Below are 22490 nucleotides of genomic sequence, written 5' to 3'. Positions count from 1 at the left end.
GGTTCGGAGTTGGCTACACGCTGCTTGTCACCGGGGACCCCGCCGCCATCGACACCTCGGTGTTCGAGGTGGCAGCGAAGGAACGTGGTATCCCGCTCGAAATCCTCGCCCCCGAATACAAGGGGCCTCGAGACCTCTACGGAGCCGAACTCGCCCTCATTCGTCCCGACCCAGCACGTGGCCTGGCGAGGCGATGGACTTCCGGCTTCCGTCGGCGAGATCCTCGACATCGTCAGCGGCGTCGAGGTGAGGCAGACTACGGCCGTATGAGCGCTGGAGCGCGCCCTCCCACGGATGAATCAGATATGCACACATGGCCGCAGCCCGACATCAGTCAAAGATGTCGGGCTGCGGTTCAGTCCGGGGAAAATCGCTACGCGAAGCCGTAGACCATGGATCCGACCAGGGTCATTCCCACACTCCCCATAGCGAGAAATCCGAAGCCTTCCACCGACCCCAGCGGCGAAGACGTAGATAATCTGACGAATTCGGCGCCGATTTGGGCATACGGCATTTGCCACCGCGTTCAATCCGTCGACGGTCAATCCCGTGATCGCCGATAATGCCTCGATTGAACCCATGAGCACACTCATTTCGCATTGAAGTAGACGGACCGTCTGGTTTATCGCATGTAGGTCATGGGTTGTTACCAGCTCAGCCGCCTATTCGGCTTTCGATCCAGTCCGTGGCGTAGCTAGGCTGTCGCCACCAGCGGCGCGACCTCGGTCCCGAGTAGTTCGATCCCTCGGAGCAGGTCGCCATGGGCCAGCCGAGGGTTCGTCATCTGCAGCGACAGTCGGTCCACGCCGCCCAGTTGTTCGCTCACGCGCAGGATTTTGTCGGCTACCGTCTGCGGGTCACCCATAAAGAAGGCGCCGTCCGGCCCAGCGGTGGCGTCGAACTGCTGGCGAGTCGGCCGGGGGAACCCGCGCTCCCGGGAGATGTTGGTGAACATCTCGTTCCAGCCGGGGTAGATGGTGTCCGCCGCCGCCTGGGTGGTTTCGGCGACGAAGCCGAACACGTGCAGTCCTACCTGCAGTACCTCCGGGGCGTGACCGGCCTGGGCTCCCATTCGCCGGTAGAGATCGACGAGCGGGGCAAACTGGCGCGGCTCACCACCGATGATCGCGATCATCAGGGGCAGACCCAGGTGCCCGGCGCGGGCGAAGGACTCCGGGGTTCCACCAACGCCGACCCAGATCGGCAAGGGGTCCTGCACCGGCCGCGGGTAGACGCTTTGTCGGATCAGCGGCGGCCGGTGTTGACCCGACCAGGTGACCTCGAGGTTGTCGCGGATCTGCAGCAGCAGCTCGAGCTTTTCGTTGAAAAGCGAGTCGTAGTCGGCGAGGTCCAGGCCGAACAGTGGGAACGCCTCGGTGAATGAACCGCGGCCCACGACCAGGTCGATCCGACCCTTCGAGATCAGGTCCAGAGTGGCGAACTGCTGGAAGACCCGCACCGGGTCGTCCGCGCTGAGCACCTTGACCGCGCTGCCGAGCCGGATACGTTCCGTCCGAGCGGCCGCTGCGGCCAGGATAATCTGCGGTGCCGAGTCGTAGTACTCGCTGCGGTGGTGCTCGCCGATGCCGAACGAGTAGAGCCCGACCTGGTCAGCGAGGGTGATCTCCTCTAGCAGATGCGCCATCCGCTCTGCCGGACTGATCACACGGTTGTCAGTCGGGTCGGTCACGGAGGAGACGAAGCTGTCGACGCCCAGGTGCATGAGTTGGCCTCTCGATTCGGGGTGGACGGGTGCGCCCAGCTCTGGGGCGTCGATTCAATCAGCCCCGGGGGTGTTGATTCAACCACTCGAGAGGGAGCCTCGCCCGCGGTCAGCGCAGCCCGCGCCTGATGAGGTGCCGTCGAAGGCACGTGATCGTCCGCAGTCGAAGTGGTCCCACACCGTAGCGCATTGGGTCTGTCTCGGGCGCAACAGTTTTCACTGTCGTTTACTCCGCGACGGTGGGTTGGGCGGAGTAGTCCACTTCGAACAAGTCCAGGCACAGAACCTGGTGGTCGTCGAGCATCCGACGAAGCGTCGCGTCGAGCGGCCAGGGAAAGGTGAGTTCGTGGCCGAATCTGTCGTCCACCGCCACTGCCGTCGACCCCGGGGGCAGGAGAGTCGCATCGGTAAGTTCGACGATTGACTCGAACAACGCCGGCGGCGCCGCGAGGTAGTACAGAGTGTGACGAGCGCTCGACCCGTTCAACCCGGCGGTATACAGCAGTCCGTGCGGCGTGATCATCAATCGATCCGAGGCGATCACTGCGTTGCCACTGATCTTCTCGGTGTTGGCCCATTCCACCGCAGCAATCCGGGCCTCTGCCACGCGCCTTCGGGTGTCGTCGGACAGCAACCTGTCGACGTCTGCCCGGCGCACTCGCGGATAGGACTCGGTCTCGAGGTCGAAATGACGTTGCAGGATTTCGTCAAAGAAGTTGAACAACCGCTCGCTCATCGCTGCTCCTCCCACAGATAACCTACGCCCACTGTGACCGCTGGTCACCGTCGAGCGGGTACCGATTCCGGTATTCCGCGCAGGGTTCCGACTCGCTTGTTGCGAGCGCGATCCTGGGTCATTCAGTGCTCGTCGTAATGCTCGCCGTGTGCGGCGTGTCGATGACCATCGTGGACGTAATCTGTGTGATCGCCGTGCGGAATGGCGACGTGGCCGCACCCTTCACCATGGGTGTGGTCGTGGCCCTCATGCACGTGGTGCTCGCCCGTCTCACATTCGTCGACATGATCGCCGTGGGCGCGGTGCAGGTGCCCGTCATGCACGTAGTCGACATGGTCACCATGAGGAACGGCAACGTGTCCGCACCCTTCTCCATGGCTGTGTTCGTGTTCCGTGTGTTGTCGATGTTCTGTTGTCATCGGAAACTCCCTCTTTCGTTGTCGGATTGTTGATGTCGCCCAATCGGGTCGGGGCGCGTCAGCGGGAGGCGTCGGGTCCGGCCGGCAGGTTCACTGCCAGCAGTTGAACTTGCCGTGATCCCTCTGGCGTCATGTAGGTGACGGTGTCGCCCGGTTGATGGCCGGCGAGGGCGATCCCCAATGGGCTGTCGGCGGTGAGTGTGACATCGTCCCCACCGCGCGGCGTCTCCTCGGGGATGACCACGACGCGCAACTTTCTGATCCCGTCGTCGGGAAACTGCACGGTCACCTCCGCGCCGTCGGGAAGGGCGCCGGGTGGGCTGGGCGTGACCCATCCCCCGAGCAGAGCCTCGAGTTGGTCGATCCGATCATCGATCAGTGCCACGTCGTCGGCGCGTTCCAGATCGTCGGCTGCGTCGCCTTGATCCCCGACGGTGTCATGGTCGCTGGTGAGTTCGGCGGCCATTCGATCCCGCTGCTTCCTCAGATCGGCCAATTCGGTGGCCAGGCGCGCTCGCGTCTGGCCAGATAGTGCCCCGGAATCGGTATTCTCAGTCATCGCCAGACTCCCGTGCGGTTGGAGCGAACCGGACTCGGGTCCGGTATGTGGGGCACCAACGCATTCTCGGGGACGGTGCCGAGGAGGCCCGCTTTTGCCGCACTATCCCATGAAACGCCGCGTGGGCCGCGTTCGCAATCATCGATTCGGAAGATTTACCGCTATGAACCGTTGATCGTGGCAGTGCGGCGCGCGGCGGAATAGGTTCGGGCCTACACCGACAACCGGTATTGATCAACACTGAACAACGTCCACTCTTGTTCGTCGAACATTTGATCGCTGGTGCGGGTATCCGAACCGGCTGATGAAAACCCTTATGTGCGCGTGGTATCCGGTGTCATTCAAACGAAGGATACTGAGCAAGCCTGAAATGTGTTCAAGTTGAACACGTTCGGCATACTGCCAGTCGTTTCTGAATTCTTCTCGATTCCGATCCAACACCGTGCTCTGCCTTACGTAAGCGAAGGAAATAGTCAGAAGGATTCGATAGGTCGTTCGCCTGGATAGTTCGGATTCAGAATCCTCGATGAATACCTCCGTCTGTCAAACGCTTCAAACGCGAAGGAGCATGAACTCGATGGCACTACATTTTCGTGATGACAAGCGGAGACGAATTTTCGTTCCGATCGCCTGTGCAGCAGTCTTGTCGATCGGGTTTGCCGGTACTGCATGTAGCGGTAGTGGCGGCGATCAAGCGGTGCAACAGCATTCGTCTGAGACGTCCGTTGAAGTCGACGGTGTCCGGGCAGAGTTCAACGGCTACACCGTCACGGGTCTTGCAGATATCGGCCTCGCTGGGAAAGACCTGGTCGTCACTGGTGATCTTCCCGATGATCGAGCCGTCATCGCAGACGGGTCGATGTCGCTGACTGCGGCATCTCCGATCGTGTCCATCGAGCTCGCGAACGGCAGTCAACCAAGCGCGCCACTGCTGCTGAGCTATCAGTTACCCGGCAACGCACGAATTCCCGATGATGCTGTTCCAGTGCTGGTCTCGCAGTCGGTGGATGGCACTTACGCCATCGAGGATGCCGCGCTGACGGGAACAACAACTATCTCAGCGGAACTGTCACGACCGAGTTGGTTTCAGTTCGGCTGGTTCGATACGAAGTCGTTCATGGACACGGCTCAGAATGCTGTGAAATCCGCACTTGGCACTGAATTCCCAAAGCCAGATTGCATTGGTGAGGGAATTGAGTACGCGACATACACAAAGTCGATTACTCCGGCCGACAACAATGTGGTGTGGACATGCGTCGAAAAAACGCCAGGGTCGAACCCCGCCGAACCCAGCGCTACTGTGCAGCTGTCCTCGAACTCGCCATTCGCCTGGGAAGTATCCAATGATCCTGGAGCGCTGTGGATTACAACGCAAGACAGTGATGCCGACAATCAGTTGTTGTGGCAGTTGTATGCGGAACGTGTCGGGGACCGAACAATCCTCACCCCAGGAGAGACCGTGAGGATGGAGTTCGGGCAATATGTAGAATCGCCTCGTTCTGGGACACTACGGAGCGATCCGGAACTCGATCGTGCCGCGTACACCGCGTGGGGGTACGCAAACGCGTTGGACATGATTCCGTTCGACCAGGGATTCGAGATGGTGTCGGGAATGCTCCGGTGTACACAGTTGGACGCCCGTGATCCTGCTGGGTTTGCCCAAACCGGTTTCGACTGTCTGCAAGGTCTCGCAGCCCAACCGCTCGAATGGGCACTCAGCAAAATTGGAGTGCAACTGATCTCCAACGTGTCTGAATTGCTTGACGGAAAGTCGGGACCGTCGTCGGCGCAATGGACGATAACAACGTCGACGAACGTGACAGCGACTGCTGGCGGCGCCGTTGTATTGGGAAGCAGCGCCGGCACCTACTCGGAGGGGTACGGCACCGCTCAGCCAGAAATGCTGTCGCTTAACTCTTTGTGCGCCAACACGATCGCCCGCATATCGTGGACTTCGTGGGGTGGACAGACTGCCGTCGGATCGGGAATTCAGTGTGCACCGGCGGGTTCCCCGGATAGTGGTGGACCGGTTCAACTGATAGCTTCAGATCTCGGCGACTGCGGTGGCGTGCAGGCGTACCGATCGATGTCGATAGGACAGTCATCGCCGACCATCGGGAATATCTGCATGGAATGACCGCTTGGCTTCGATGTGCGAGTGTCCGGAAGGTGCGCGAGCAGTGTTGGTTTAGTGAAGTGCGGTCAGTTTCGGCGGTCGCAGTGGCGGCCGTGGTGCTACTCCTCTTCGAAGTGATCCTCGTATTCCTCGTCGGTAGATCGCCACACAACGTCCCCAGTCTTCACATCGACGACTCGTACCTCGGTGATGCCAGGTTCATCGACGCCCTCGATGGCGATGGGGATAGCTGCCTCGATGTCGTCATACAACTGATCGAACACGCCGAGAGGACGCCAGTCGCTCGTCAGAGGCGCATCACTCTCAATCCGATACCCACTCATGTTGTGTGCCATTGGATCCTTCTTCCTGTTAACGATGCAGCGTAAGCGCGAGCACCGACATGTGGATTCAGGGGGAGCGCGCTGTCCGAACTTCCCGACCGCTGGCGGGAAATCGCCTGGCGCGCAGCAACTTTGCCGACGAGAAGATCATTGATGCGCTACCCGACACCCAGATCTTCAGCGCTGAGACCGCTCAGCAGATCACCGACGCCAGCACCTACCGCGCGCTCGGGCGGCTCACCGCTGCCGGGGTGATCGAGATTCTGCCCGAGAGCAAACGCAACCAGATCTGGGCCACCGTCAACGTGCTCGCCGAACTCGATGCTCTCAGAGCCATCATCGGCAAGCGCACCACGGAGCACCTGTCATCTTGGAATACAAGAAGGACTGAACTCCGATACCGACATCGAGACGGACCGACTCGGACACCCCAACCGCGCCGACGCCGGATGCCCGTACGTCGAAGAATGACCGCCGGATCGCCCGTGGACGGATCAAAGTCGAGGTCATCGATGCTTTAGATACCGCACGCTTATCCCGTGACTCTCGTCGGTGAGAGAAGGCAAGACTTAACTGAGTTTGAGGCCGCCCTCGGTGGCGAAGACCAAGCGGCCGTCGTCGAGGGCGATCGCCCACCGCTGCACCGGAGCCCAATCACGGCCCAGGTCAGAGTTGTCGATGACGGACTCGGCGAAGTCCACGACCACGACACCAAATCACGCAACGGTGTCGCGTCGAATGTCTGTGTTGGAAGCCGAAATCCGGGCACCGTTGCTGGTTCGGGGAGTCAGCGGTTGCACACTCACCGACTTAGGGCACAGTCTGCTCAAGTCGTGTGAGCAGATTGAATCCGCGCTGACCGAAGTGCGCGATCTGGCCAGTGCAACGCCGCGGGAGCGCGAACTGTCCGGGCTGGTGCGGATTTCCACGACCGACGCCTTCGGTACGGCGTTTGTGTTGCCGCTCATGGCAGAACTGCATCGGACCAACCCGGATCTGATGGTGGAGATCATTACGCAGACCAGATTGGGCGCCTATGGCATCGGTGCGGATATCGAAATCGGGGTCGGTGAACCTGCCGTCGGAAGACCCGGTGCAGAAAAGCTCACCGACTACCGGTTGGGTCTCTATGCTTCCGGCGACTACCTGTCTGAACGGGGAGTACCTCAGAGGCTGGCCGAACTCGCCGATCATTCGCTGGTCTACTACATCGAAGGACTGCTTCGGGCGGAGGAGCTCGACGTGCTGACGCGGCTCACCGGGCATCGCCAAGTCACCTTCGGGTAGACCAACGTGCAGGTACAGACTGTGGCCACGCTCGCGGGCGCAGGGATCGGGTTGCTGCCGTCGTTCGTCGCAGAGCGTGAGCCCACCCTGCGACGGTGCTGCCGTCCGAAGTAGCGATCACGCTGGAAAATTCACTGCGTGCCTGGGCCCGCGGAGACTACGCAGGCCCGCCGCCGCGACCGTCATGCAGGCGATCCGGGAGATGGTGGCCGAGCGTCAGGATGAGCTGATGCCGCACTAGCAATAGTCAACGTCGGTGGCATTTCGCAGATGAAGTTCGGCGGCGGCCTCTGGCGCGAGGCCGCCGCCGCGCCAGAGCTAGAAGGGTTTGGTCGGCAGGTACTTCCCGTCGAGGGTGATCACCGCGCGCTCGCCGCCGTCCGAGTCGGCAACCTTCTTGATATCGAGCTTGAAGTTGATCGCGCTGATGATGCCGTCGCCGAACTGTTCATGCACCAAGGCCTTGAGGGTGGTGCCGTAAACCTGCAGCATCTCGTAGAAGCGGTAGATGGTCGGGTCGGTCGGCACGCCGCCTGGGATGGAACCGCGCAGCGGGATGCTCTGCAGCAGTCGTACAGCGTCCTCATCCAGGTCAAGCTTGGCTGCGACGGTCTTTGCGGCGTCGGCGGGCAATGCATGCTGGCCGAGGAGGGCTGCGGTCACGAAGGCCACACTCAGCCCGGTTCCATCGGTTAGGTCGTGCCAGGACAGGTCCTTTCGGGCCTTGGCGTCGACGACGGCTGCGGCCAGTTCTTCGCGGGGGCCCGGGGTGAATTGCGACTGAATCATGATGATTTCCTTCTACTTTCGGGGTGGGTGATCAGGCGGGGACGCCGGGCATGGTTGCCGCGGCGCAGGTCTGGGGGTGTTCGACGAGCGAGACGAACCGGCGGGTGCCGCTGTCGAGGGCTTCGATCGAACCGGTTTCGATGTCGTATACCCAGCCGTGCAAGTTCAGCCGGCCCTGTTCGAGCGCGAGGGCAACCGAGGGATGCGTTGCGAGGTTGGTCAGCTGGGCGATGACGTTCTCGTGGACCAGCGAGTTCAGCTTCTCGGCCGCTGAGCGGTGTATACGGGCGGCGTTGACGACCTTCGCGGAATTGGCGTGCTGGAGCCAGTTCGCAACGGCGGGCAGCTCGTCGAGGGACGTACCGTTGGAGATCGCGGTCATCGCGCCGCAGTCGGAGTGGCCGAGGATCACGATGTCGGTGACGCCGAGCACTGCGACCGCGTACTCGACGGTGGCCGAGACGCCGCCCGGTTCGGCGCCGTACGACGGGACGATGTTCCCGGCGTTCCGGATGACGAACAGATCTCCGGGTTCGCGTTGGGTCACCAGTTCCGGGACCACCCGGCTGTCCGAGCAGCTGACGAACAGCGCCTGTGGGTTCTGAGTTGTCGCTAGCTCCTTGAAGAGCCCGGAGCGCTGAGGGAATGCGTCCTTTTGGAATGTCAGAAAGCCGTCGATGATGTCGTGCACGTTGCCTCCTTGCATCGGGTGATGACTCAAGGATGTCCTCGCGCGTCCATAGTGTCCAAGACTTGTTCTTCATAAAGTCAATAGGCAGTGTCTATACTTTTTCTCATGGAGCTACGCCACATCCGATACCTGCTCGCGGTAGCCGAACACCAGAACTTCACCCGGGCGGCCGAGGCGCTGCACGTGTCGCAGCCGACCCTGTCCCAGCAGATAAAGCAGCTCGAAATTGCCCTGCGTGTGCAGTTGCTGGACCGGTCGGGGCGCGTCGTACGGACCACCGACGCCGGCGAAGCCTTCCTTCGCTACGCGCGCCGAGCTCTGCAGGATCTCGATGCCGCCGAGCGCGCGATCCACGACGTCCAAGACCTCAGCCGTGGCTCGCTGCGACTGGCGACGACGCCTACCTTCGCCGCCTACCTGGTGGGTCCACTGATGGACCGTTTCACGACGCGACACCCCGGCATTACCGTGACCGTTCAGGAGATGACTCAGGACCGAATCGAGGCGGAGTTGGCACGCGACGGGCTCGAGGTCGGCATCGCGTTTACGGACGTACACTCGGACGAGATTGAGTGCGAGTCGCTGTTTGTCGAAACTCTCAGTCTCGTTGTCGGTGAGGAGCATTCGCGTGCCGGGCGGAGGAAACCCTTGCCCGCGAAGGAACTCGAGGATCAGGCTCTGGTGTTGCTTAGCAGCGATTTTGCGACGCGGCTTCACATCGATCGGTACTTCAAGGATCAGGGCATCACACCCCGGACGGCCATCGAGGTCAGCTCGATCGGCGCAATCGTGGAGATCGTCCGCCGTGGCAGTCTCGCGACCGTGTTGCCCGACGCGATCGCCCTCGAACAGCAGGGACTGTTCTCGATTCCGTTGTCGCCGGCGCTGCCACCGCGCACTGTTGCCCTACTTCGCCGGAAGGGCGCTTATCGCACAGCGGCCGGTCGGGCCTTCACCGAGATGGCGGCAGAGTATCGGGATCAGCGAGTGCCCCAATAGCCACAGTTGAAACGTCAGTGGCATTTACGTGCGAATCAGGCGAACCGTCGAAGTTGTATCAACTCGTGGCCTGTCTCGGCATCCGGATGACGTCCGGTTTCTTGGAAACCCATGACCGCGTAGAAGCGTCGAGCTGACCCGTTGAGTTCGTAGACTTCGAGTGTCACCGTCCCATACAGTGCAGTTGCGTGCTCAACCAGCAACCGCCCGATCCCCAGTCGTTGGGCCTGCGGAGAAACGAACAAGCCACCGATCTCTGCCCCGAGAAGTCCGAGTAGCCCTACAACGCCCTCCGGAGTTTCAGCTATCCAGTTTTCGGCGTTGACGAGGTAGATGTCACGCATCTTCGCTTCACGAATGCCTTCACCTTCTCCGGCAAGGAAAGGATGTGCGAGCTTGGCTGCCTGAGACCATAATTCAACGACAGCTTCCTCGTCGGATGGCCTATAGCGCCGAACCTTCACTGTCGTCTCCACTTGTTCACCATAGGTGACGAAAGTTGGCAGACACCACCGGGAGTTGCGACGCCTTCATAGCCGAAATCGGGACATCCGACCACCACGTCGCGCCGTGGATATGTGGCGGGTGATCATTGAACGAGATCGACATCGAACCGTACAAGCACGGTGATTCCTTCAGAATCGGTTGCGATGTCTTCTGGAATCGTTTCTGTCGCGCTAGTGGCAGGGAATCGAACCGCGTATTCAGCGCCCATAGTGGTAGCGGCACGCAGCAATTCGGATCTCTTTGTCGACAACTTTGTAGACAAGGCGATGTTCGTCGGTAATCCGTCTCGACCAGTAGCCCTGAAACCCGTGTTTGATCAGTTCAGGTTTGCCGATGCCTTGATTGCCGTTTCGCTCGACGTCAGTGATCAGTGTGTTGATTCGTTGGAGGACTTTTCGATCCTGTGTTTGCCACCAGATGTAGTCTTCCCAAGCATTTTCGTCCCAGACCAGTTTCATTCAACAAGGTCCCGGGCAGTTCCTTCTCCCGATTCCAGTCGATCGATCGCGCTCAGGAGGCGGCGGGCGTTTTCCGGGCTTCGGAGCAGGTATGCCGTCTCCTTCAAGGATTCGTAGTCCGCCAACGAAACCATAACGACCGGTTCATGTCCGGCGCGGGTGATGACAACCTCTTCGCGATCATCGGCAACCGCGTTGAGTGTTTCGGCGTACCGTGCGCGTGATTCCGAGTATGTCATTGTTCGCATCAGAGCCTCCAGTTTGTACGTACAAGAAACTGTACGTGGACAGGTTGATGATGGCAATGACAACAACTACGTATGAGGCCGAGTGTCACCACGAACTGATGCCGCAGTAGCAATGGTCGTGCTCCCCACGAATGCGGGGATGAGTCGCTGAGCCTGACACCTAGTTAACTCACCCGAACTGACGCACAATCGGCAGTCTCGCCGCATTCGGACGCATTCGACTTATTGTCCATCAGGCCCGGACTTCATCCGATCTGATGTTGTGTCACGTCATCGGAATGCCGTCCACGGGCCGCTGTCACAACCACTGTCCCGGACGTGGAAAGATAGGCGTCGTGCTGCGTTGGATAACTGCTGGAGAATCCCATGGTCCCGCCCTCGTCGCGATGCTCGAGGGCATGGTTGCGGGGGTCGAAGTGACCTCTGAGGCCATCTCGTCTGAACTTGCTCGTCGTCGACTCGGCTATGGCCGTGGCGCCCGGATGAAGTTCGAGGCCGACAAGGTCACCATCATCGGTGGTGTCCGCCACGGCTTTACGCTGGGCGGCCCCGTCGCCATTGAAATCGGCAACACCGAGTGGCCGAAGTGGGAAACCATCATGTCTGCCGATCCGGTCGATCCGGATCTGCTTGCCGATCAGGCCCGCAATGCCCCGTTGACGCGCCCGCGTCCCGGCCACGCCGATTACAGCGGCATGCTCAAGTACGGCTTCAATGACGCCCGTCCCGTTCTCGAGCGCGCGAGTGCTCGTGAGACCGCAGCTCGTGTTGCCGCCGGCACCGTTGCTCGTTCCTTCCTCCGTCAGGTCTTCGGCGTCGAGGTTGTCTCGCACGTCATCTCCATCGGTGCTTCCGATCCCTACGTCGGTCCGGTGCCGGAAGGCAAGGATCTGGACGCGATTGACGCGAGCCCGGTTCGCGCCTTCGACAAGGCTGCCGAAGAGTCGATGATCGCCGAGATCGAGGCTGCGAAGAAGGACGGCGACACCCTGGGTGGTGTTGTCGAGGTTGTCATCCACGGACTGCCCGTCGGCCTCGGAACGTTTGTCAGTGGCGCCGAGCGTCTCGACGCTCGACTTGCCGCTGCGCTCATGGGAATTCAGGCCATCAAGGGCGTTGAGGTCGGTGACGGCTTCGAGACCGCACGTCGACGCGGCAGCGAAGCTCACGACGAGATTAGCCCCGGCCCGGACGGAATTGTTCGTTCCACCAACCGCGCCGGCGGTATCGAAGGCGGCATGACCAACGGTGAGGCTCTGCGGGTTCGCGCCGCAATGAAGCCCATCTCAACGGTGCCGCGTGCATTGGCAACCATCGACATGGAAACAGGTGAAGAGGCAGTTGCCATCCACCAGCGCAGTGACGTGTGTGCGGTTCCGGCTGCCGGTGTCGTTGCGGAATCCATGGTTGCACTCGTTGTCGCTCAGGCGGCGCTCGAGAAGTTCGGTGGTGATTCCATTGCAGAAACCACAGCCAACTACCGTCGTTACGCCGAGGGCATCGCAGCCCGACCGCCTCGCTGAGGGGTCCGAACTCGGGGGTGCAGAGAGGTCCGACATGAAGCCGAAGGCTGTACTCATCGGGCCACCCGGCGCCGGTAAGTCGACCATCGGGCGTCGGATCGCGCAGGCACTGAATCTGGAAATGATCGACACGGACGCCGAGATCGAGCGGACGACGGGTCGGTCAATTCCCGATATCTTCGCCGTTGATGGCGAACCGCGTTTTCGTGAAATCGAAGAAGACGTGGTCCGCAAGGCGCTGGCCGGCACGGACGGCATTGTTTCCCTTGGCGGTGGTGCGATTCTTTCGGAGCGCACCCGGGATCTGCTGAAGGGCCACACGGTCATCTATCTCGAAATCAGTGTCGCCGAAGGTCTGCGGCGGACCGGTGCCAATAATCATCGTCCGCTGTTGGCTGGTGGAGATCCGAAGGTGAAGTATCAAGAACTGATGCGACGTCGTCGGCCGTTGTACCGGCGCGCGGCCACCATTCGGATGAGGACTGACGGCCGGAGTCCGTCGCGCGTCGTCGCGCAGTTGGTGTCCAAACTTGAAGGCAAATGAGCGGAGCAGTGAAGCAGTGACCGAACCCGTAGTTGTAGAGGTGAAGACCGCAAATCCTTACTCGGTCGTGATCGGCCGCGGTCTGCTCGGCGATATCGTTGCCGAGCTCGAAGGCACGCGGACCGTCGCGATCTTCCACCAGCCCCCGCTGGCGGAGACGGCGGAAGCCGTGCGGGCTGCGTTGGCGGAGAAGGGAATCGATGCTCATCGCATCGAGATTCCGGACGCCGAGGACGGCAAGGATCTGGCTGTGGCCGGCTTCTGCTGGGACGTGCTGGGCCGCATCGGCCTGACACGCAGCGACGCGATCATGAGCCTGGGCGGGGGAGCGGCAACAGACCTCACCGGTTTTGTTGCGGCAACCTGGATGCGCGGCGTGAAGGTTGTACACGTCCCGACGACTCTGCTGGCAATGGTCGACGCAGCAGTGGGCGGCAAGACGGGCATCAACACCGAAGCCGGTAAGAACCTGGTCGGCTCGTTCCACGAGCCGGGTGCTGTGTTCATTGACCTCGCGACACTGGAGACGGTGCCGCACAACGAGATCGTGGCCGGTTTGGCGGAAGTCATCAAGACCGGCTTCATTCAGGATCCGGTAATCCTGGACCTGATCGAGGCAGACCCCAAGGCTGCGCTGGATCCTGCGGGAACTGTTCTGCCCGAGCTGATTCGGCGTTCCGTCGAGGTTAAGGCAAAGGTAGTGGCCGCGGATCTTCGCGAGTCGGATCTTCGCGAAATCCTCAACTACGGACACACTCTGGCCCACGCGATCGAGCGTCGTGAGCAGTACAAGTGGCGTCACGGCGCCGCCGTGGCCGTAGGCCTGGTGTTCGCTGCCGAGCTGGGTCGCCTGGCTGGCCGCCTCGACGACGCGACGGCTGATCGCCACAAGTCGATCCTCGAATTGGTGGGGCTCCCCACGTCGTACGACGACGACGCCTTTTCGCAGCTGCTCGCCGGAATGCAGACCGACAAGAAGAACCGCGCCGGACTACTCAGGTTCGTTGTTCTCGACGGCTTGGCCAAGCCCGGTCGCCTCGAAGGCCCCGATCCGTCGCTGCTGGTCGCGGCATACTCGGCTATTGCCCGTCCTCCGCGGTCGTCCGGCGGTACGGTTCGACTGTGAGAATCTCGCCTATGAGAATCAATGTGGTCAACGGACCCAACCTCGGCCGTCTCGGTAAGCGTCAGCCCGAGGTCTACGGCTCGACCACCCACGACGATCTCGTCGAACTCTGTGTCGCGGCCGGCAAGGAATTGGGCGTCGAAGTAGTTGTCCGTCAGAGCGACCACGAAGGTGAGTTGCTCGGGTGGATTCACGACGCGGCAGATGCCGGTGAACCGGTCATTCTCAACGCCGGCGGACTGACTCACACGTCGGTTGTGTTGCGTGACGCTTGTGCCGAACTCACCGCCGGTCTAGTCGAGGTTCATATCTCGAACGTCCATGCGCGCGAAGAATTTCGGCATAATTCGTACCTCAGTCCCATTGCGACGGGCGTCATCGTCGGGATGGGTGTCGCCGGATACCCACTGGCGATCAGGTTCCTCGCCGAACGAGGCTGAAAACGAGCAATCACAAATTCGGGCACCAGGGGAGTGGGCGGCTACCGGTAAGTGGCGGACGGCCGTGCCTCACCGGTGAGTGGGTCGATCACCTCAGGGTAGAAGTGATCCTCCCAGATGCGCAGGCAGTCCTTGGTTTCCGCGCATTCCTGGGCGACTCCTGGCCCCATCACTCCGACTTGCTGGTGAACGGGAACTTGGCGAGGTCAGCGAGGTCGTCGAGGTCCTTGGGGTGCATGCCGGCAGCGTCATTGAGGTCTTGTGGAACGACGCATTGTCGTAGGCGTGTTGGAGCGCCCATCACAGACGCTCAGTTTGCAGCGCTGAAATCTCGTCGCGGGAGGCGAACTCGATGAATGACAGTGAATCGGCGCAGCCATCGAGCGCAGCAGGAGGAGTCGGACCGGCGGGTTTGACCGGTTGAGCGAGTCGGCTGATCGGGTGTGTGCTCCGGTGCGTGTACGCCACACTGGGATCACTTGGACGCAGTCGCCGGAAAATTTCACGAACATGCAACCTGCACGGCATGTTTCGGTCTCGTTGAGAAATATGTCCGGGTGGTTACACCCTGGGGAAACGGCCAAAAGGGACTTCTAGTATCGGCAGGTCCCATCAGCCACATTCCCCAAGAGGTCCAGTGAAGTCTGTTCAACGCAAGATCTTGGCACCTGCGCTTTCGATTGCATTTTCCATAGGCGTGGTGCTGTCGACGGGTGTCGGCGCACGCGCTCAATCGCTCGAATTCCCTATCACCGGATCAGCCTTCCTCGATGCCGGTTCCCTGAGCGGAAGTTCGGATTCCGCTGTTGCAGGACGAATCAACGCAGCTTTCGCTGCGCACGGCATCCCCGGCGCACAGGTCGTCTACTCGGACGACCGAGGGAAGAAGGAGTTCAACTACGGCGTCTCGAGTGTCGAGACCGCAGCCCCGGTATCTTCGGAGACCGTCTTCGAAGCAGCCTCGCTGACCAAGGTGGTGGCGTCGTACGTCGTCCTCCAACTGGTGGACGAGGGCGTCATCGACCTCGACACACCGTTGTCGGAGTATTTCGCATACCCGCGCATTGCAGCGGATCCCGCGGCCAAGAAGATCACTGCCCGAATGACTTTGACGCACACCACGGGTCTGCCGAACTGGGCCACCAGTCCGTCGAGTGTCGGGTTCGACACAACGCCGGTCAGCACCATGTTCGAACCAGGCACCGCGTGGTCCTACTCCGGTGAAGGCTTCTACTACCTGCAGAAAACCGTCGAATCGCTGACCGGGACACCCTTTGCGGCGCTCGCCAAGGAGCGCGTGTTCGACCGTTTCGGGATGACAAGTAGTGACTTGCTGACCAATCCGGCTTTCGCGGCCGTCACCGCTGTCGGTCACAATGCCGACGGCACGGCGAAGCCTGTCCGCGACTTCGCCAAGGCGAATGTCGCGTATACCCTGCGTACGACGGCAAGCGATTACTCGAAGTTCCTGCGCGGCGCACTTGTCGGTGGTGAGGGGCTCGAGCCGTCCACCCGGGACATGATGTTCACCGCCGCCGGAAGTGCCGACACCGGTGGCAGCGACAAGGACGCGATCGCTCACATCAAGTGGGGTCTCGGAATCGGATTGCAGCAGAACGAACTTGGTGACGCGATTTGGCATTGGGGCGACAACGGCCCGTTCAAGGCGTTCTTCATCGCGTACCCCGAAACGGGTCGCAGCGTCGTGATCATGACGAACAGCGCAAGCGGTCTGGAAGCGGTCAACGACGTGGTTCACGAGTTCTTCGGTGCCGGCACCCTGTATGCGATGGATTGGATCAAGGAAGCAGAATAGGCCGGTATGTGCCTTCGGTACGGGCGATCACTGGGTAAGTAGTTACCCCAGAAGACAGATGCCGCAGCCTGACACGGTTGTCAGGCTGCGGCATGTCTGGTCACTGGAGTTAAGGATCGGACTTCAACGGGACGAAACCCAGTACGCGCCCGCTGGTGGTGTGAACGAGCGGCGGCCAGAGGTGGACGCAGCCGGCCTCGATATTCTTGTTCGTTACTGCTTGCCCAAATCGATGGGAGGAAAGACCGTCGTGTCGGCATCGGAATCTTCGACGGACAGCGCCGCGCCGCCGCTGTAGGCGTGCTGGCCAGTGGGTGAGTCGTAGCCCTCGCTCACCGGAACCTGCTCATGGTGACGCTCATGTGACGGCGTCTGGGGGGCGGTGCCGTTTTTACGCTGTTCGCGGCTTGTGATGAACCGGCCGAGCGTGATGGCGATCATCGCGGGCACGAAGATGAGCAGGATGGTGAAGGCCGCGCCGGAGGTGATTTCGAAGAACAGGCTCTGCTGGGTCAGTTCGAGGGACGGGACGAGGCTGAGGGCCCAGCTTGCGGCGCCGGCGACAAATCCGCCGACGAGTGCGGCCTTGAGCCACAGCATCGTGAGGTCTGCGCCGTCCTCGGATTCGGGGAACTGACGGCGATCGCGAATGCCGTCGATTCCGCCCCAGAGTGCCGCCGCGACGATGACGATCAGCAGCGACAGCCATCGCAGGGTGGACCCCTGCAGCGGCCACTGCGAGATAGCCGCACCGAGCAATGCACGAAAGACAACATGTATCAGGGCCATGCCGAGGCCACGTACCAACCACGCGTTCATACGTACAGCCTAACTAGAACAGATTCCATTATGTGGTCTAACCCACAATTGTTGCTGTAACCGCGTGTTTCGAGGTGAGAAACACACTGCCGAGAACGGTAGGTTCGAGACATGTCAGCTGATCACCGATCCCGTCGTCAAGCGCTTTGTGAACTCTTGATTGCGCGTGAACTCGACGCGATTCTCGTCACAGATCTTGTGAACATCCGATACCTCACGGGATTCACCGGTTCCAATGCCGCGCTGCTGGTGAATGCCGCTGACTCGGCAGCTGACGAGAAGGCGACGGTCATCTGCACCGACGGCCGCTACGTCACTCAGGTGGCGGAGCAGGTGCCGGACCTTCGGGCCGAAATCAATCGTTCGAGTGCTCACCATCTGATTTCGACGTTCTCGGGCGCGGTGTTGGCCTTCGAGTCTCACATTGCGACATTCGCGGAACATCGATCCTGGACGGAGGCCGCCCCGTCCACCCGGTTCGAACCGGTGAGCGGTCTCATCGAGAAATTGCGGATGGTCAAGGACGAACACGAGATCGACTTGCTTCGCGCCGCGTGTACTGCTGCCGATGATGCGTTGGCACAGTTGATCGCTCGCGGCGGATTGCGGCCCGGACGAACCGAACGTGCAGTGGGCCGCGAACTGGAAAACCTGATGTTCGACAACGGTGCCGACGGCATTTCCTTCGAAACCATCGTGGCGGCCGGCGCAAACTCGGCGATTCCGCATCACCGGCCGACGGGAGCGGTATTGGCGTCGGGAGACTTCGTGAAACTGGACTTCGGTGCGCAGATCGGTGGTTACCACTCGGACATGACACGAACCTATGTTCTGGAGACTGTTTCCGATTGGCAACGGGACCTCTACGGGCTCGTCGCACAGTCTCAGGCAGCCGGACGCGCGGCGCTGATTCCCGGTGCAGAATGTGCCGCGGTAGACGCGGCAGCACGCTCGGTGATCGATGATGCCGGGTACGGCGAGTTGTTTCTGCACGGCCTCGGACACGGCGTGGGGCTGGAAATCCATGAAGCACCGGGAATCGGCAAGCTCGGCACCGGTACACTTCTTTCCGGCGCGGCGGTGACCGTCGAGCCGGGCGTGTATTTCTCCGGGCGCGGAGGCGTACGGATCGAGGACACGCTCGTTGTTCGTGAGCAGGGGCCAGAGCTGCTCACACTGACCGCAAAAGACCTTACCGTCGTCTAAGACGGTTCCCGACCCCCTCTAGGAGACGCGAAGCAAGTGGCTTCCACCAGTGATTTCAAGAATGGTCTGGTTCTGCAGATCGAAGGCCAGCTGTGGACGATCATCGAGTTCCAGCACGTCAAGCCTGGCAAGGGCCCCGCTTTCGTTCGCACCAAGCTCAAGAATGTTCTCTCGGGCAAGGTAGTTGATAAGACGTTCAACGCCGGTGTGAAGGTCGAGACCGCCACGGTCGACCGTCGTAGCATGACCTACCTGTACCACGACGGTAGTGACTACATCTTCATGGACGGCGACACCTTCGACCAGGTTCCCGTCAGCGAAGCTGTCGTCGGCGACCAGTCGCGTTTCCTCCTCGAGAACATGCTCGTCCAGGTTGCGACACACGAAGAGGTTCCCCTTTTCGTCGAGCTCCCGGTCACGGTCGAGCTTGTTGTTCAGCACACCGATCCGGGCCTGCAGGGCGATCGCTCCACCGGTGGCACCAAGCCCGCGACCCTCGAGACCGGCGCCGAGATCAGCGTTCCGCTGTTCATCAACACCGGTGACAAGCTCAAGGTCGATTCGCGTGACGGCAACTACCTCGGGCGTGTGAATTCCTAAAGTGTCCGGCACACATAAGAAACTCGGTGCGCGGCACAAGGCACGCAAGCGTGCCGTCGACTTCCTCTTCGAAGCCGAAGCGCGTGACCTCGATCCGGTTGCGCTGACGTCTGAGCGCTCCGACCTGTCCGTCAAGGACGATTCGGTGGCTCCGGTTGCTCAGTACACGGTCACCCTGGTGTCCGGAGTTGCAGAAAACTTGGATCGAATCGATCAGGTCATCTCCTCGCACCTGCAGGATTGGACGCTCGCGCGTCTGCCCGCAGTGGACCGCGCGATCCTGCGTATCGCCGTGTGGGAGCTTTTCCATGCGACGGACGTTCCGCCAGTCGTAGCTGTCGACGAGGCCGTCGAATTGGCGAAGCAGCTGTCCACGGACGATTCACCGGGGTTTGTCAACGGCATCCTCGGCCAGGTCGTTCTGGTGGCGCCGCAGGTTCGTTCGGCTGCTGCTGCGACGTCACAGCGCGCTCAGGAAACTGATTCGGAAACCGAGTAGTTTTCAGTTCCACCACCCGCCGTGCGAGTCGCACACGTGTCACCCTGCGAGTCGCACACGTGTCACCCTGCGAGCGCAGTTGTGTGTCTGCACACAACCTGTCCAAGGACGCGTTCGCACGGCGGGATCAGGTCTGTCGGCTGATAGGGTGGGGACCGTCAGACATCCTTTAACGATCCGTCCAGTGAGGCGGAGAAGGAGGTCGCTGTATGAGCGTGCCCGAAGGGTCTCGCCCATCCGATCTTGCAGGTCCGGATAGCGCTGCAGAAGTCCGTGAATTGTTGTCGGCCCAAGATGTGGGCCGGACCGTCGCGCGTATCGCTCACGAAATCATCGAGAAAACCGCACTCGACGGGCCCGAGGGAACTGCGCCCCGTGTAGTCCTGATCGGTATCCCGACTCGCGGAACCATTCTCGCGACGCGTCTTCGCGACAAGATCGAAGAATTTTCCGGTGTGCGCACTCCCATCGGATCCCTCGACATCACGCTTTACCGCGACGACCTCCGCACCAAGCCTCATCGCCCACTCGAGCGGACATCCGTCCCCGACGGTGGAGTCGACAACGCTCTGGTCGTGCTGGTTGACGACGTCCTCTTCTCGGGCCGTACGGTCCGCTCCGCTCTGGACGCGCTGCGCGATCTGGGTCGCCCCCGCGCTGTACAGCTCGCGGTTCTGGTCGACCGCGGTCACCGTGAACTCCCGTTGCGCGCCGATTACGTCGGCAAGAACGTGCCGACCGCGAGGTCCGAGGACGTCAAGGTTTTGCTCCAGGAGCACGACGGCAGGGATGCAGTCATCATTTCCGGAGGTAAGAGCGCGTGAAGCATCTTCTCTCGATCGCGGATCTCAATCGTGAGTCCGCGTTAGAACTTCTCGACGAGGCCGAGCGCTTCGAGCAGGCACTTCTCGGACGTGAAGTTCGCAAGCTTCCGACGCTGCGTGGCCGCACGGTCATGACGGTGTTCTTCGAGAACTCCACCCGCACGCGCGTCTCTTTCGAGGTGGCCGGTAAGTGGATGAGCGCCGATGTCATCAACGTCAGCGCTTCCAGCTCTTCGGTGTCCAAGGGTGAATCGCTGCGCGATACGGCTATGACGCTGCGCGCCGCGGGCGCCGACGCCCTCATCGTGCGTCACCCCGCGTCCGGCGCAGCTCATCAGATCGCGAAATGGACCGGAGAAGCCGAAGACGGCGGCCCGGCGATCATCAACGCCGGCGACGGAACTCACGAGCACCCGACGCAGGCTTTGCTCGACGCGTTGACCTTGCGTCAGCGTCTCGGCGATATCGAGGGCAAGCGCATCGCGATTGTCGGCGACATCCTGCACAGCCGCGTCGCCCGCTCCAACGCGCTACTGCTTTCGATGCTCGGCGCGGAGGTTGTCCTGGTTGCACCCCCGACACTGCTGCCGGTCGGTGCACACACGTGGCCGGTCACGGTCTCGCATTCACTGGACGCCGAACTGCCCGGCCTCGACGCCGTACTGATGCTGCGTGTTCAGGCCGAGCGCATGAACGGCGGATTCTTCCCGTCGCAGCGCGAGTACTCGATCAACTACGGCTTGTCCGAGAAGCGTCTGGGAATGCTGGCCGATCACGCGGTGGTTCTGCACCCCGGCCCCATGCTGCGCGGTATGGAAATAGCTTCCGCCGTCGCAGATTCTTCCAAAGCTGCTGTACTGCAACAGGTTACCAACGGCGTTCACATGCGCATGGCTGTCTTGTTCCGGCTTCTGGTCGGTTCCGAGGACGGTGCGATGTGACAAAGAATCAGAACGGAGAATCACCCGTGAGTGTCCTGCTCAAGGATGTTTTGATCTACGGAGAAGGGGAGCCCACCGACGTACTGGTCGGCAACGGCACCATCCTCGAGATCGGCGCAAACCTGGATCCGGCCACTGCATCCGAGGTGATCGACGGCAGCGGGCAGATTCTTCTTCCCGGCTTCGTCGACCTGCACACGCACCTGCGTGAGCCCGGCCGTGAAGACACCGAGACCATCGAAACCGGTTCCGCTGCAGCCGCTCTCGGTGGTTACACCGCCGTCTTTGCGATGGCCAACACCAGCCCGGTTGCCGATTCGGTAGTCATCACCGATCACGTCTGGCGACGCGGACAGGAAGTCGGCCTCGTCGACGTCCACCCCGTCGGCGCTGTCACGGTGGGCTTGAAGGGCAAGCAACTCGCCGAAATGGCGACCATGGCAGCCGGCATAGGCAAGGTCAAGATGTTCTCGGACGACGGCCACTGCGTCGACGATCCGTTGATCATGCGTCGTGCGCTCGAATACTCCAGTTCACTCGGTGTTCTCATCGCTCAGCACGCCGAAGAGCCTCGTTTGACCGTCGGCGCAGTAGCGCACGAGGGTCCGACGGCTGCTCGGTTGGGCTTGGCCGGCTGGCCACGCGCTGCTGAAGAGTCAATCGTCGCCCGTGACGCGCTTCTCGCTCGTGACGCCGGCGCTCGGGTTCACATCTGCCACGCCTCGACTGCCGGAACCGTCGAACTCGTGAAGTGGGCTCGTAGCCAGGGCATCTCGATCACCGCCGAGGTCACGCCGCACCACCTGCTGCTCGACGATTCGCGTCTCGAGACGTACGACGCCATCAACAAGGTCAACCCGCCGTTGCGCGAGGCCAGCGATGTTGCTGCCCTGCGTAAGGGTCTGGCCGAGGGCATCATCGACTGCGTCGCCACCGATCACGCTCCGCATGCCGAGCAGGACAAGTGCTGCGAGTTCGCCGCTGCCCGCCCGGGCATGCTCGGCCTCGAAACCGCACTCTCGATCATCGTGCAAACGATGGTCGCACCGGGTCTCTTGGATTGGCGCGGCGTGGCCCGTGTCATGAGCGAGCGTCCCGCGTCGATCGTCGGACTCGACGATCAGGGTCGTCCCATCGCGGTGGGGGAGCCGGCCAACCTGACGCTGGTCGATCCTTCCGCCGAGTGGACAGTGCACGGCCCCGACCTGGCGAGTGTCGCGAATAACACTCCGTACGAGTCGATGACATTGCCCGCTCGGGTCACGACCACACTGTT

General features: G+C 61.4%; 28 protein-coding genes. 15 read left to right on the top strand and 13 right to left on the bottom strand.

What is annotated here, in order from left to right; genetic code table 11:
* Nucleotides 1-694 precede the first annotated feature (694 nt).
* The 4 genes from QM600_RS11240 to QM600_RS11225 all read right to left on the bottom strand — a co-directional run bounded on the left by QM600_RS11240 (nucleotide 695) and on the right by QM600_RS11225 (nucleotide 3437).
* Nucleotides 695-1723 carry an LLM class flavin-dependent oxidoreductase gene (locus QM600_RS11240; RefSeq protein ID WP_283261538.1) on the bottom strand — a complete coding sequence of 343 codons (1029 nt, stop codon included), beginning with the start codon at nucleotides 1721-1723 and terminating at the stop codon, nucleotides 695-697.
* A 226-nt stretch (nucleotides 1724-1949) separates the two neighbouring features.
* Nucleotides 1950-2459: a glucose-6-phosphate dehydrogenase gene (locus QM600_RS11235; protein ID WP_283261537.1), complete on the bottom strand. Its 510-nt coding sequence runs from the start codon at nucleotides 2457-2459 to the stop codon at nucleotides 1950-1952.
* A 122-nt stretch (nucleotides 2460-2581) separates the two neighbouring features.
* Nucleotides 2582-2878: a hypothetical protein gene (locus QM600_RS11230; RefSeq protein WP_283261536.1), complete on the bottom strand. Its 297-nt coding sequence runs from the start codon at nucleotides 2876-2878 to the stop codon at nucleotides 2582-2584.
* 58 nt (nucleotides 2879-2936) lie between these two features.
* The gene (locus tag QM600_RS11225; RefSeq protein WP_283261535.1) at nucleotides 2937-3437 is read right to left on the bottom strand and encodes a GreA/GreB family elongation factor; all 501 of its coding nucleotides are present in this window, start codon (nucleotides 3435-3437) and stop codon (nucleotides 2937-2939) included.
* 577 nt (nucleotides 3438-4014) lie between these two features.
* Here QM600_RS11225 and QM600_RS11220 point away from each other — a divergent pair.
* On the top strand, nucleotides 4015-5574 hold the full coding sequence (locus tag QM600_RS11220) for a hypothetical protein (protein ID WP_283261534.1): 1560 nt from the start codon (nucleotides 4015-4017) through the stop codon (nucleotides 5572-5574).
* Between the two features lie 98 nt (nucleotides 5575-5672).
* On the opposite strand, the gene QM600_RS11215 is transcribed toward QM600_RS11220, so the two are convergent.
* Entirely contained in the window at nucleotides 5673-5909 is a 237-nt protein-coding gene (locus QM600_RS11215) for a hypothetical protein (protein WP_283261533.1), read from the bottom strand.
* A 47-nt stretch (nucleotides 5910-5956) separates the two neighbouring features.
* Between QM600_RS11215 and QM600_RS11210 the strand changes: the two genes are divergently transcribed.
* Entirely contained in the window at nucleotides 5957-6418 is a 462-nt protein-coding gene (locus tag QM600_RS11210; protein ID WP_283261532.1) for a hypothetical protein, read from the top strand.
* Nucleotides 6419-6466: 48 nt separating this feature from the next.
* On the opposite strand, the gene QM600_RS11205 is transcribed toward QM600_RS11210, so the two are convergent.
* Entirely contained in the window at nucleotides 6467-6598 is a 132-nt protein-coding gene (locus tag QM600_RS11205) for a hypothetical protein (protein ID WP_283261628.1), read from the bottom strand.
* A 37-nt stretch (nucleotides 6599-6635) separates the two neighbouring features.
* Here QM600_RS11205 and QM600_RS11200 point away from each other — a divergent pair, with 37 nt between their 5' ends.
* Nucleotides 6636-7184 carry a LysR substrate-binding domain-containing protein gene (locus QM600_RS11200; protein WP_283261531.1) on the top strand — a complete coding sequence of 183 codons (549 nt, stop codon included), beginning with the start codon at nucleotides 6636-6638 and terminating at the stop codon, nucleotides 7182-7184.
* 318 nt (nucleotides 7185-7502) lie between these two features.
* Here the strand turns inward: QM600_RS11200 and cynS are convergent, their stop codons facing one another.
* Both cynS and QM600_RS11190 read right to left on the bottom strand, forming a co-directional pair.
* On the bottom strand, nucleotides 7503-7973 hold the full coding sequence (cynS, locus tag QM600_RS11195; RefSeq protein ID WP_283261530.1) for a cyanase: 471 nt from the start codon (nucleotides 7971-7973) through the stop codon (nucleotides 7503-7505).
* 31 nt (nucleotides 7974-8004) lie between these two features.
* Nucleotides 8005-8664, bottom strand: a complete 660-nt coding sequence (locus tag QM600_RS11190) for a carbonic anhydrase (protein WP_283261529.1) — start codon at nucleotides 8662-8664, stop codon at nucleotides 8005-8007.
* A 105-nt stretch (nucleotides 8665-8769) separates the two neighbouring features.
* Between QM600_RS11190 and cynR the strand changes: the two genes are divergently transcribed.
* A complete protein-coding gene (gene cynR / locus QM600_RS11185; RefSeq protein WP_283261528.1) occupies nucleotides 8770-9663 on the top strand; it encodes a transcriptional regulator CynR in 894 nt (297 codons plus the stop codon).
* Between the two features lie 35 nt (nucleotides 9664-9698).
* Here cynR and QM600_RS11180 read toward each other — a convergent pair whose 3' ends face one another.
* The 3 genes from QM600_RS11180 to QM600_RS11170 all read right to left on the bottom strand — a co-directional run bounded on the left by QM600_RS11180 (nucleotide 9699) and on the right by QM600_RS11170 (nucleotide 10876).
* Nucleotides 9699-10139 (bottom strand): GNAT family N-acetyltransferase, encoded by a 441-nt coding sequence (locus tag QM600_RS11180; RefSeq protein ID WP_283261527.1) that lies wholly within the window; start codon nucleotides 10137-10139, stop codon nucleotides 9699-9701.
* 228 nt (nucleotides 10140-10367) lie between these two features.
* The gene (locus tag QM600_RS11175; RefSeq protein WP_283261526.1) at nucleotides 10368-10628 is read right to left on the bottom strand and encodes a Txe/YoeB family addiction module toxin; all 261 of its coding nucleotides are present in this window, start codon (nucleotides 10626-10628) and stop codon (nucleotides 10368-10370) included.
* Nucleotides 10625-10876 carry a type II toxin-antitoxin system Phd/YefM family antitoxin gene (locus tag QM600_RS11170; protein ID WP_283261525.1) on the bottom strand — a complete coding sequence of 84 codons (252 nt, stop codon included), beginning with the start codon at nucleotides 10874-10876 and terminating at the stop codon, nucleotides 10625-10627. Before QM600_RS11170 ends, QM600_RS11175 begins: the two co-directional genes overlap by 4 nt.
* Nucleotides 10877-11211: 335 nt before the next feature.
* Here QM600_RS11170 and aroC point away from each other — a divergent pair, with 335 nt between their 5' ends.
* From aroC to aroQ, 4 genes are read left to right on the top strand one after another with little or no spacing between them, the layout of a single operon-like run.
* Nucleotides 11212-12399 (top strand): chorismate synthase, encoded by a 1188-nt coding sequence (aroC, locus tag QM600_RS11165; RefSeq protein WP_283261524.1) that lies wholly within the window; start codon nucleotides 11212-11214, stop codon nucleotides 12397-12399.
* 34 nt (nucleotides 12400-12433) lie between these two features.
* Complete coding sequence (locus tag QM600_RS11160; protein ID WP_283261523.1) at nucleotides 12434-12943, top strand: shikimate kinase; 510 nt, start codon at nucleotides 12434-12436, stop codon at nucleotides 12941-12943.
* A gap of 16 nt (nucleotides 12944-12959) precedes the next feature.
* Nucleotides 12960-14069, top strand: coding sequence for a 3-dehydroquinate synthase (aroB, locus tag QM600_RS11155; RefSeq protein WP_243618295.1), 1110 nt, complete (start codon nucleotides 12960-12962; stop codon nucleotides 14067-14069).
* Nucleotides 14070-14080: 11 nt separating this feature from the next.
* Nucleotides 14081-14509, top strand: a complete 429-nt coding sequence (gene aroQ / locus QM600_RS11150) for a type II 3-dehydroquinate dehydratase (RefSeq protein WP_283261522.1) — start codon at nucleotides 14081-14083, stop codon at nucleotides 14507-14509.
* Between the two features lie 169 nt (nucleotides 14510-14678).
* On the opposite strand, the gene QM600_RS11145 is transcribed toward aroQ, so the two are convergent.
* Nucleotides 14679-14810 carry a hypothetical protein gene (locus QM600_RS11145; protein ID WP_502942938.1) on the bottom strand — a complete coding sequence of 44 codons (132 nt, stop codon included), beginning with the start codon at nucleotides 14808-14810 and terminating at the stop codon, nucleotides 14679-14681.
* 336 nt (nucleotides 14811-15146) lie between these two features.
* Between QM600_RS11145 and QM600_RS11140 the strand changes: the two genes are divergently transcribed.
* Nucleotides 15147-16325, top strand: coding sequence for a serine hydrolase domain-containing protein (locus QM600_RS11140; RefSeq protein WP_283261521.1), 1179 nt, complete (start codon nucleotides 15147-15149; stop codon nucleotides 16323-16325).
* Between the two features lie 213 nt (nucleotides 16326-16538).
* On the opposite strand, the gene QM600_RS11135 is transcribed toward QM600_RS11140, so the two are convergent.
* Nucleotides 16539-17144 carry a B-4DMT family transporter gene (locus QM600_RS11135; RefSeq protein ID WP_283261520.1) on the bottom strand — a complete coding sequence of 202 codons (606 nt, stop codon included), beginning with the start codon at nucleotides 17142-17144 and terminating at the stop codon, nucleotides 16539-16541.
* A 111-nt stretch (nucleotides 17145-17255) separates the two neighbouring features.
* Here QM600_RS11135 and QM600_RS11130 point away from each other — a divergent pair, with 111 nt between their 5' ends.
* The 6 genes from QM600_RS11130 to QM600_RS11105 all read left to right on the top strand — a co-directional run.
* Nucleotides 17256-18350 (top strand): M24 family metallopeptidase, encoded by a 1095-nt coding sequence (locus QM600_RS11130; RefSeq protein ID WP_283261519.1) that lies wholly within the window; start codon nucleotides 17256-17258, stop codon nucleotides 18348-18350.
* Nucleotides 18351-18386: 36 nt separating this feature from the next.
* Nucleotides 18387-18950: an elongation factor P gene (gene efp / locus QM600_RS11125; protein WP_094272766.1), complete on the top strand. Its 564-nt coding sequence runs from the start codon at nucleotides 18387-18389 to the stop codon at nucleotides 18948-18950.
* A 1-nt stretch (nucleotide 18951) separates the two neighbouring features.
* Complete coding sequence (gene nusB / locus QM600_RS11120; RefSeq protein WP_283261518.1) at nucleotides 18952-19449, top strand: transcription antitermination factor NusB; 498 nt, start codon at nucleotides 18952-18954, stop codon at nucleotides 19447-19449.
* A 209-nt stretch (nucleotides 19450-19658) separates the two neighbouring features.
* Nucleotides 19659-20273 (top strand): bifunctional pyr operon transcriptional regulator/uracil phosphoribosyltransferase PyrR, encoded by a 615-nt coding sequence (gene pyrR / locus QM600_RS11115; protein ID WP_283261517.1) that lies wholly within the window; start codon nucleotides 19659-19661, stop codon nucleotides 20271-20273.
* Nucleotides 20270-21214, top strand: coding sequence for an aspartate carbamoyltransferase catalytic subunit (locus tag QM600_RS11110; RefSeq protein WP_283261516.1), 945 nt, complete (start codon nucleotides 20270-20272; stop codon nucleotides 21212-21214). Before pyrR ends, QM600_RS11110 begins: the two co-directional genes overlap by 4 nt.
* Nucleotides 21211-22490: dihydroorotase (locus tag QM600_RS11105; protein ID WP_283261515.1), on the top strand; the 1280-nt coding region annotated here is incomplete at its 3' end. The genes QM600_RS11110 and QM600_RS11105, both read left to right, overlap by 4 nt.

Source organism: Rhodococcus sp. IEGM 1379, from assembly GCF_030056815.1.
Lineage (GTDB): Bacteria > Actinomycetota > Actinomycetes > Mycobacteriales > Mycobacteriaceae > Rhodococcus_F.
The sequence above is the reverse complement of the archived record's forward strand: the minus strand, read 5'-3'. Positions and strand labels throughout refer to the sequence as shown.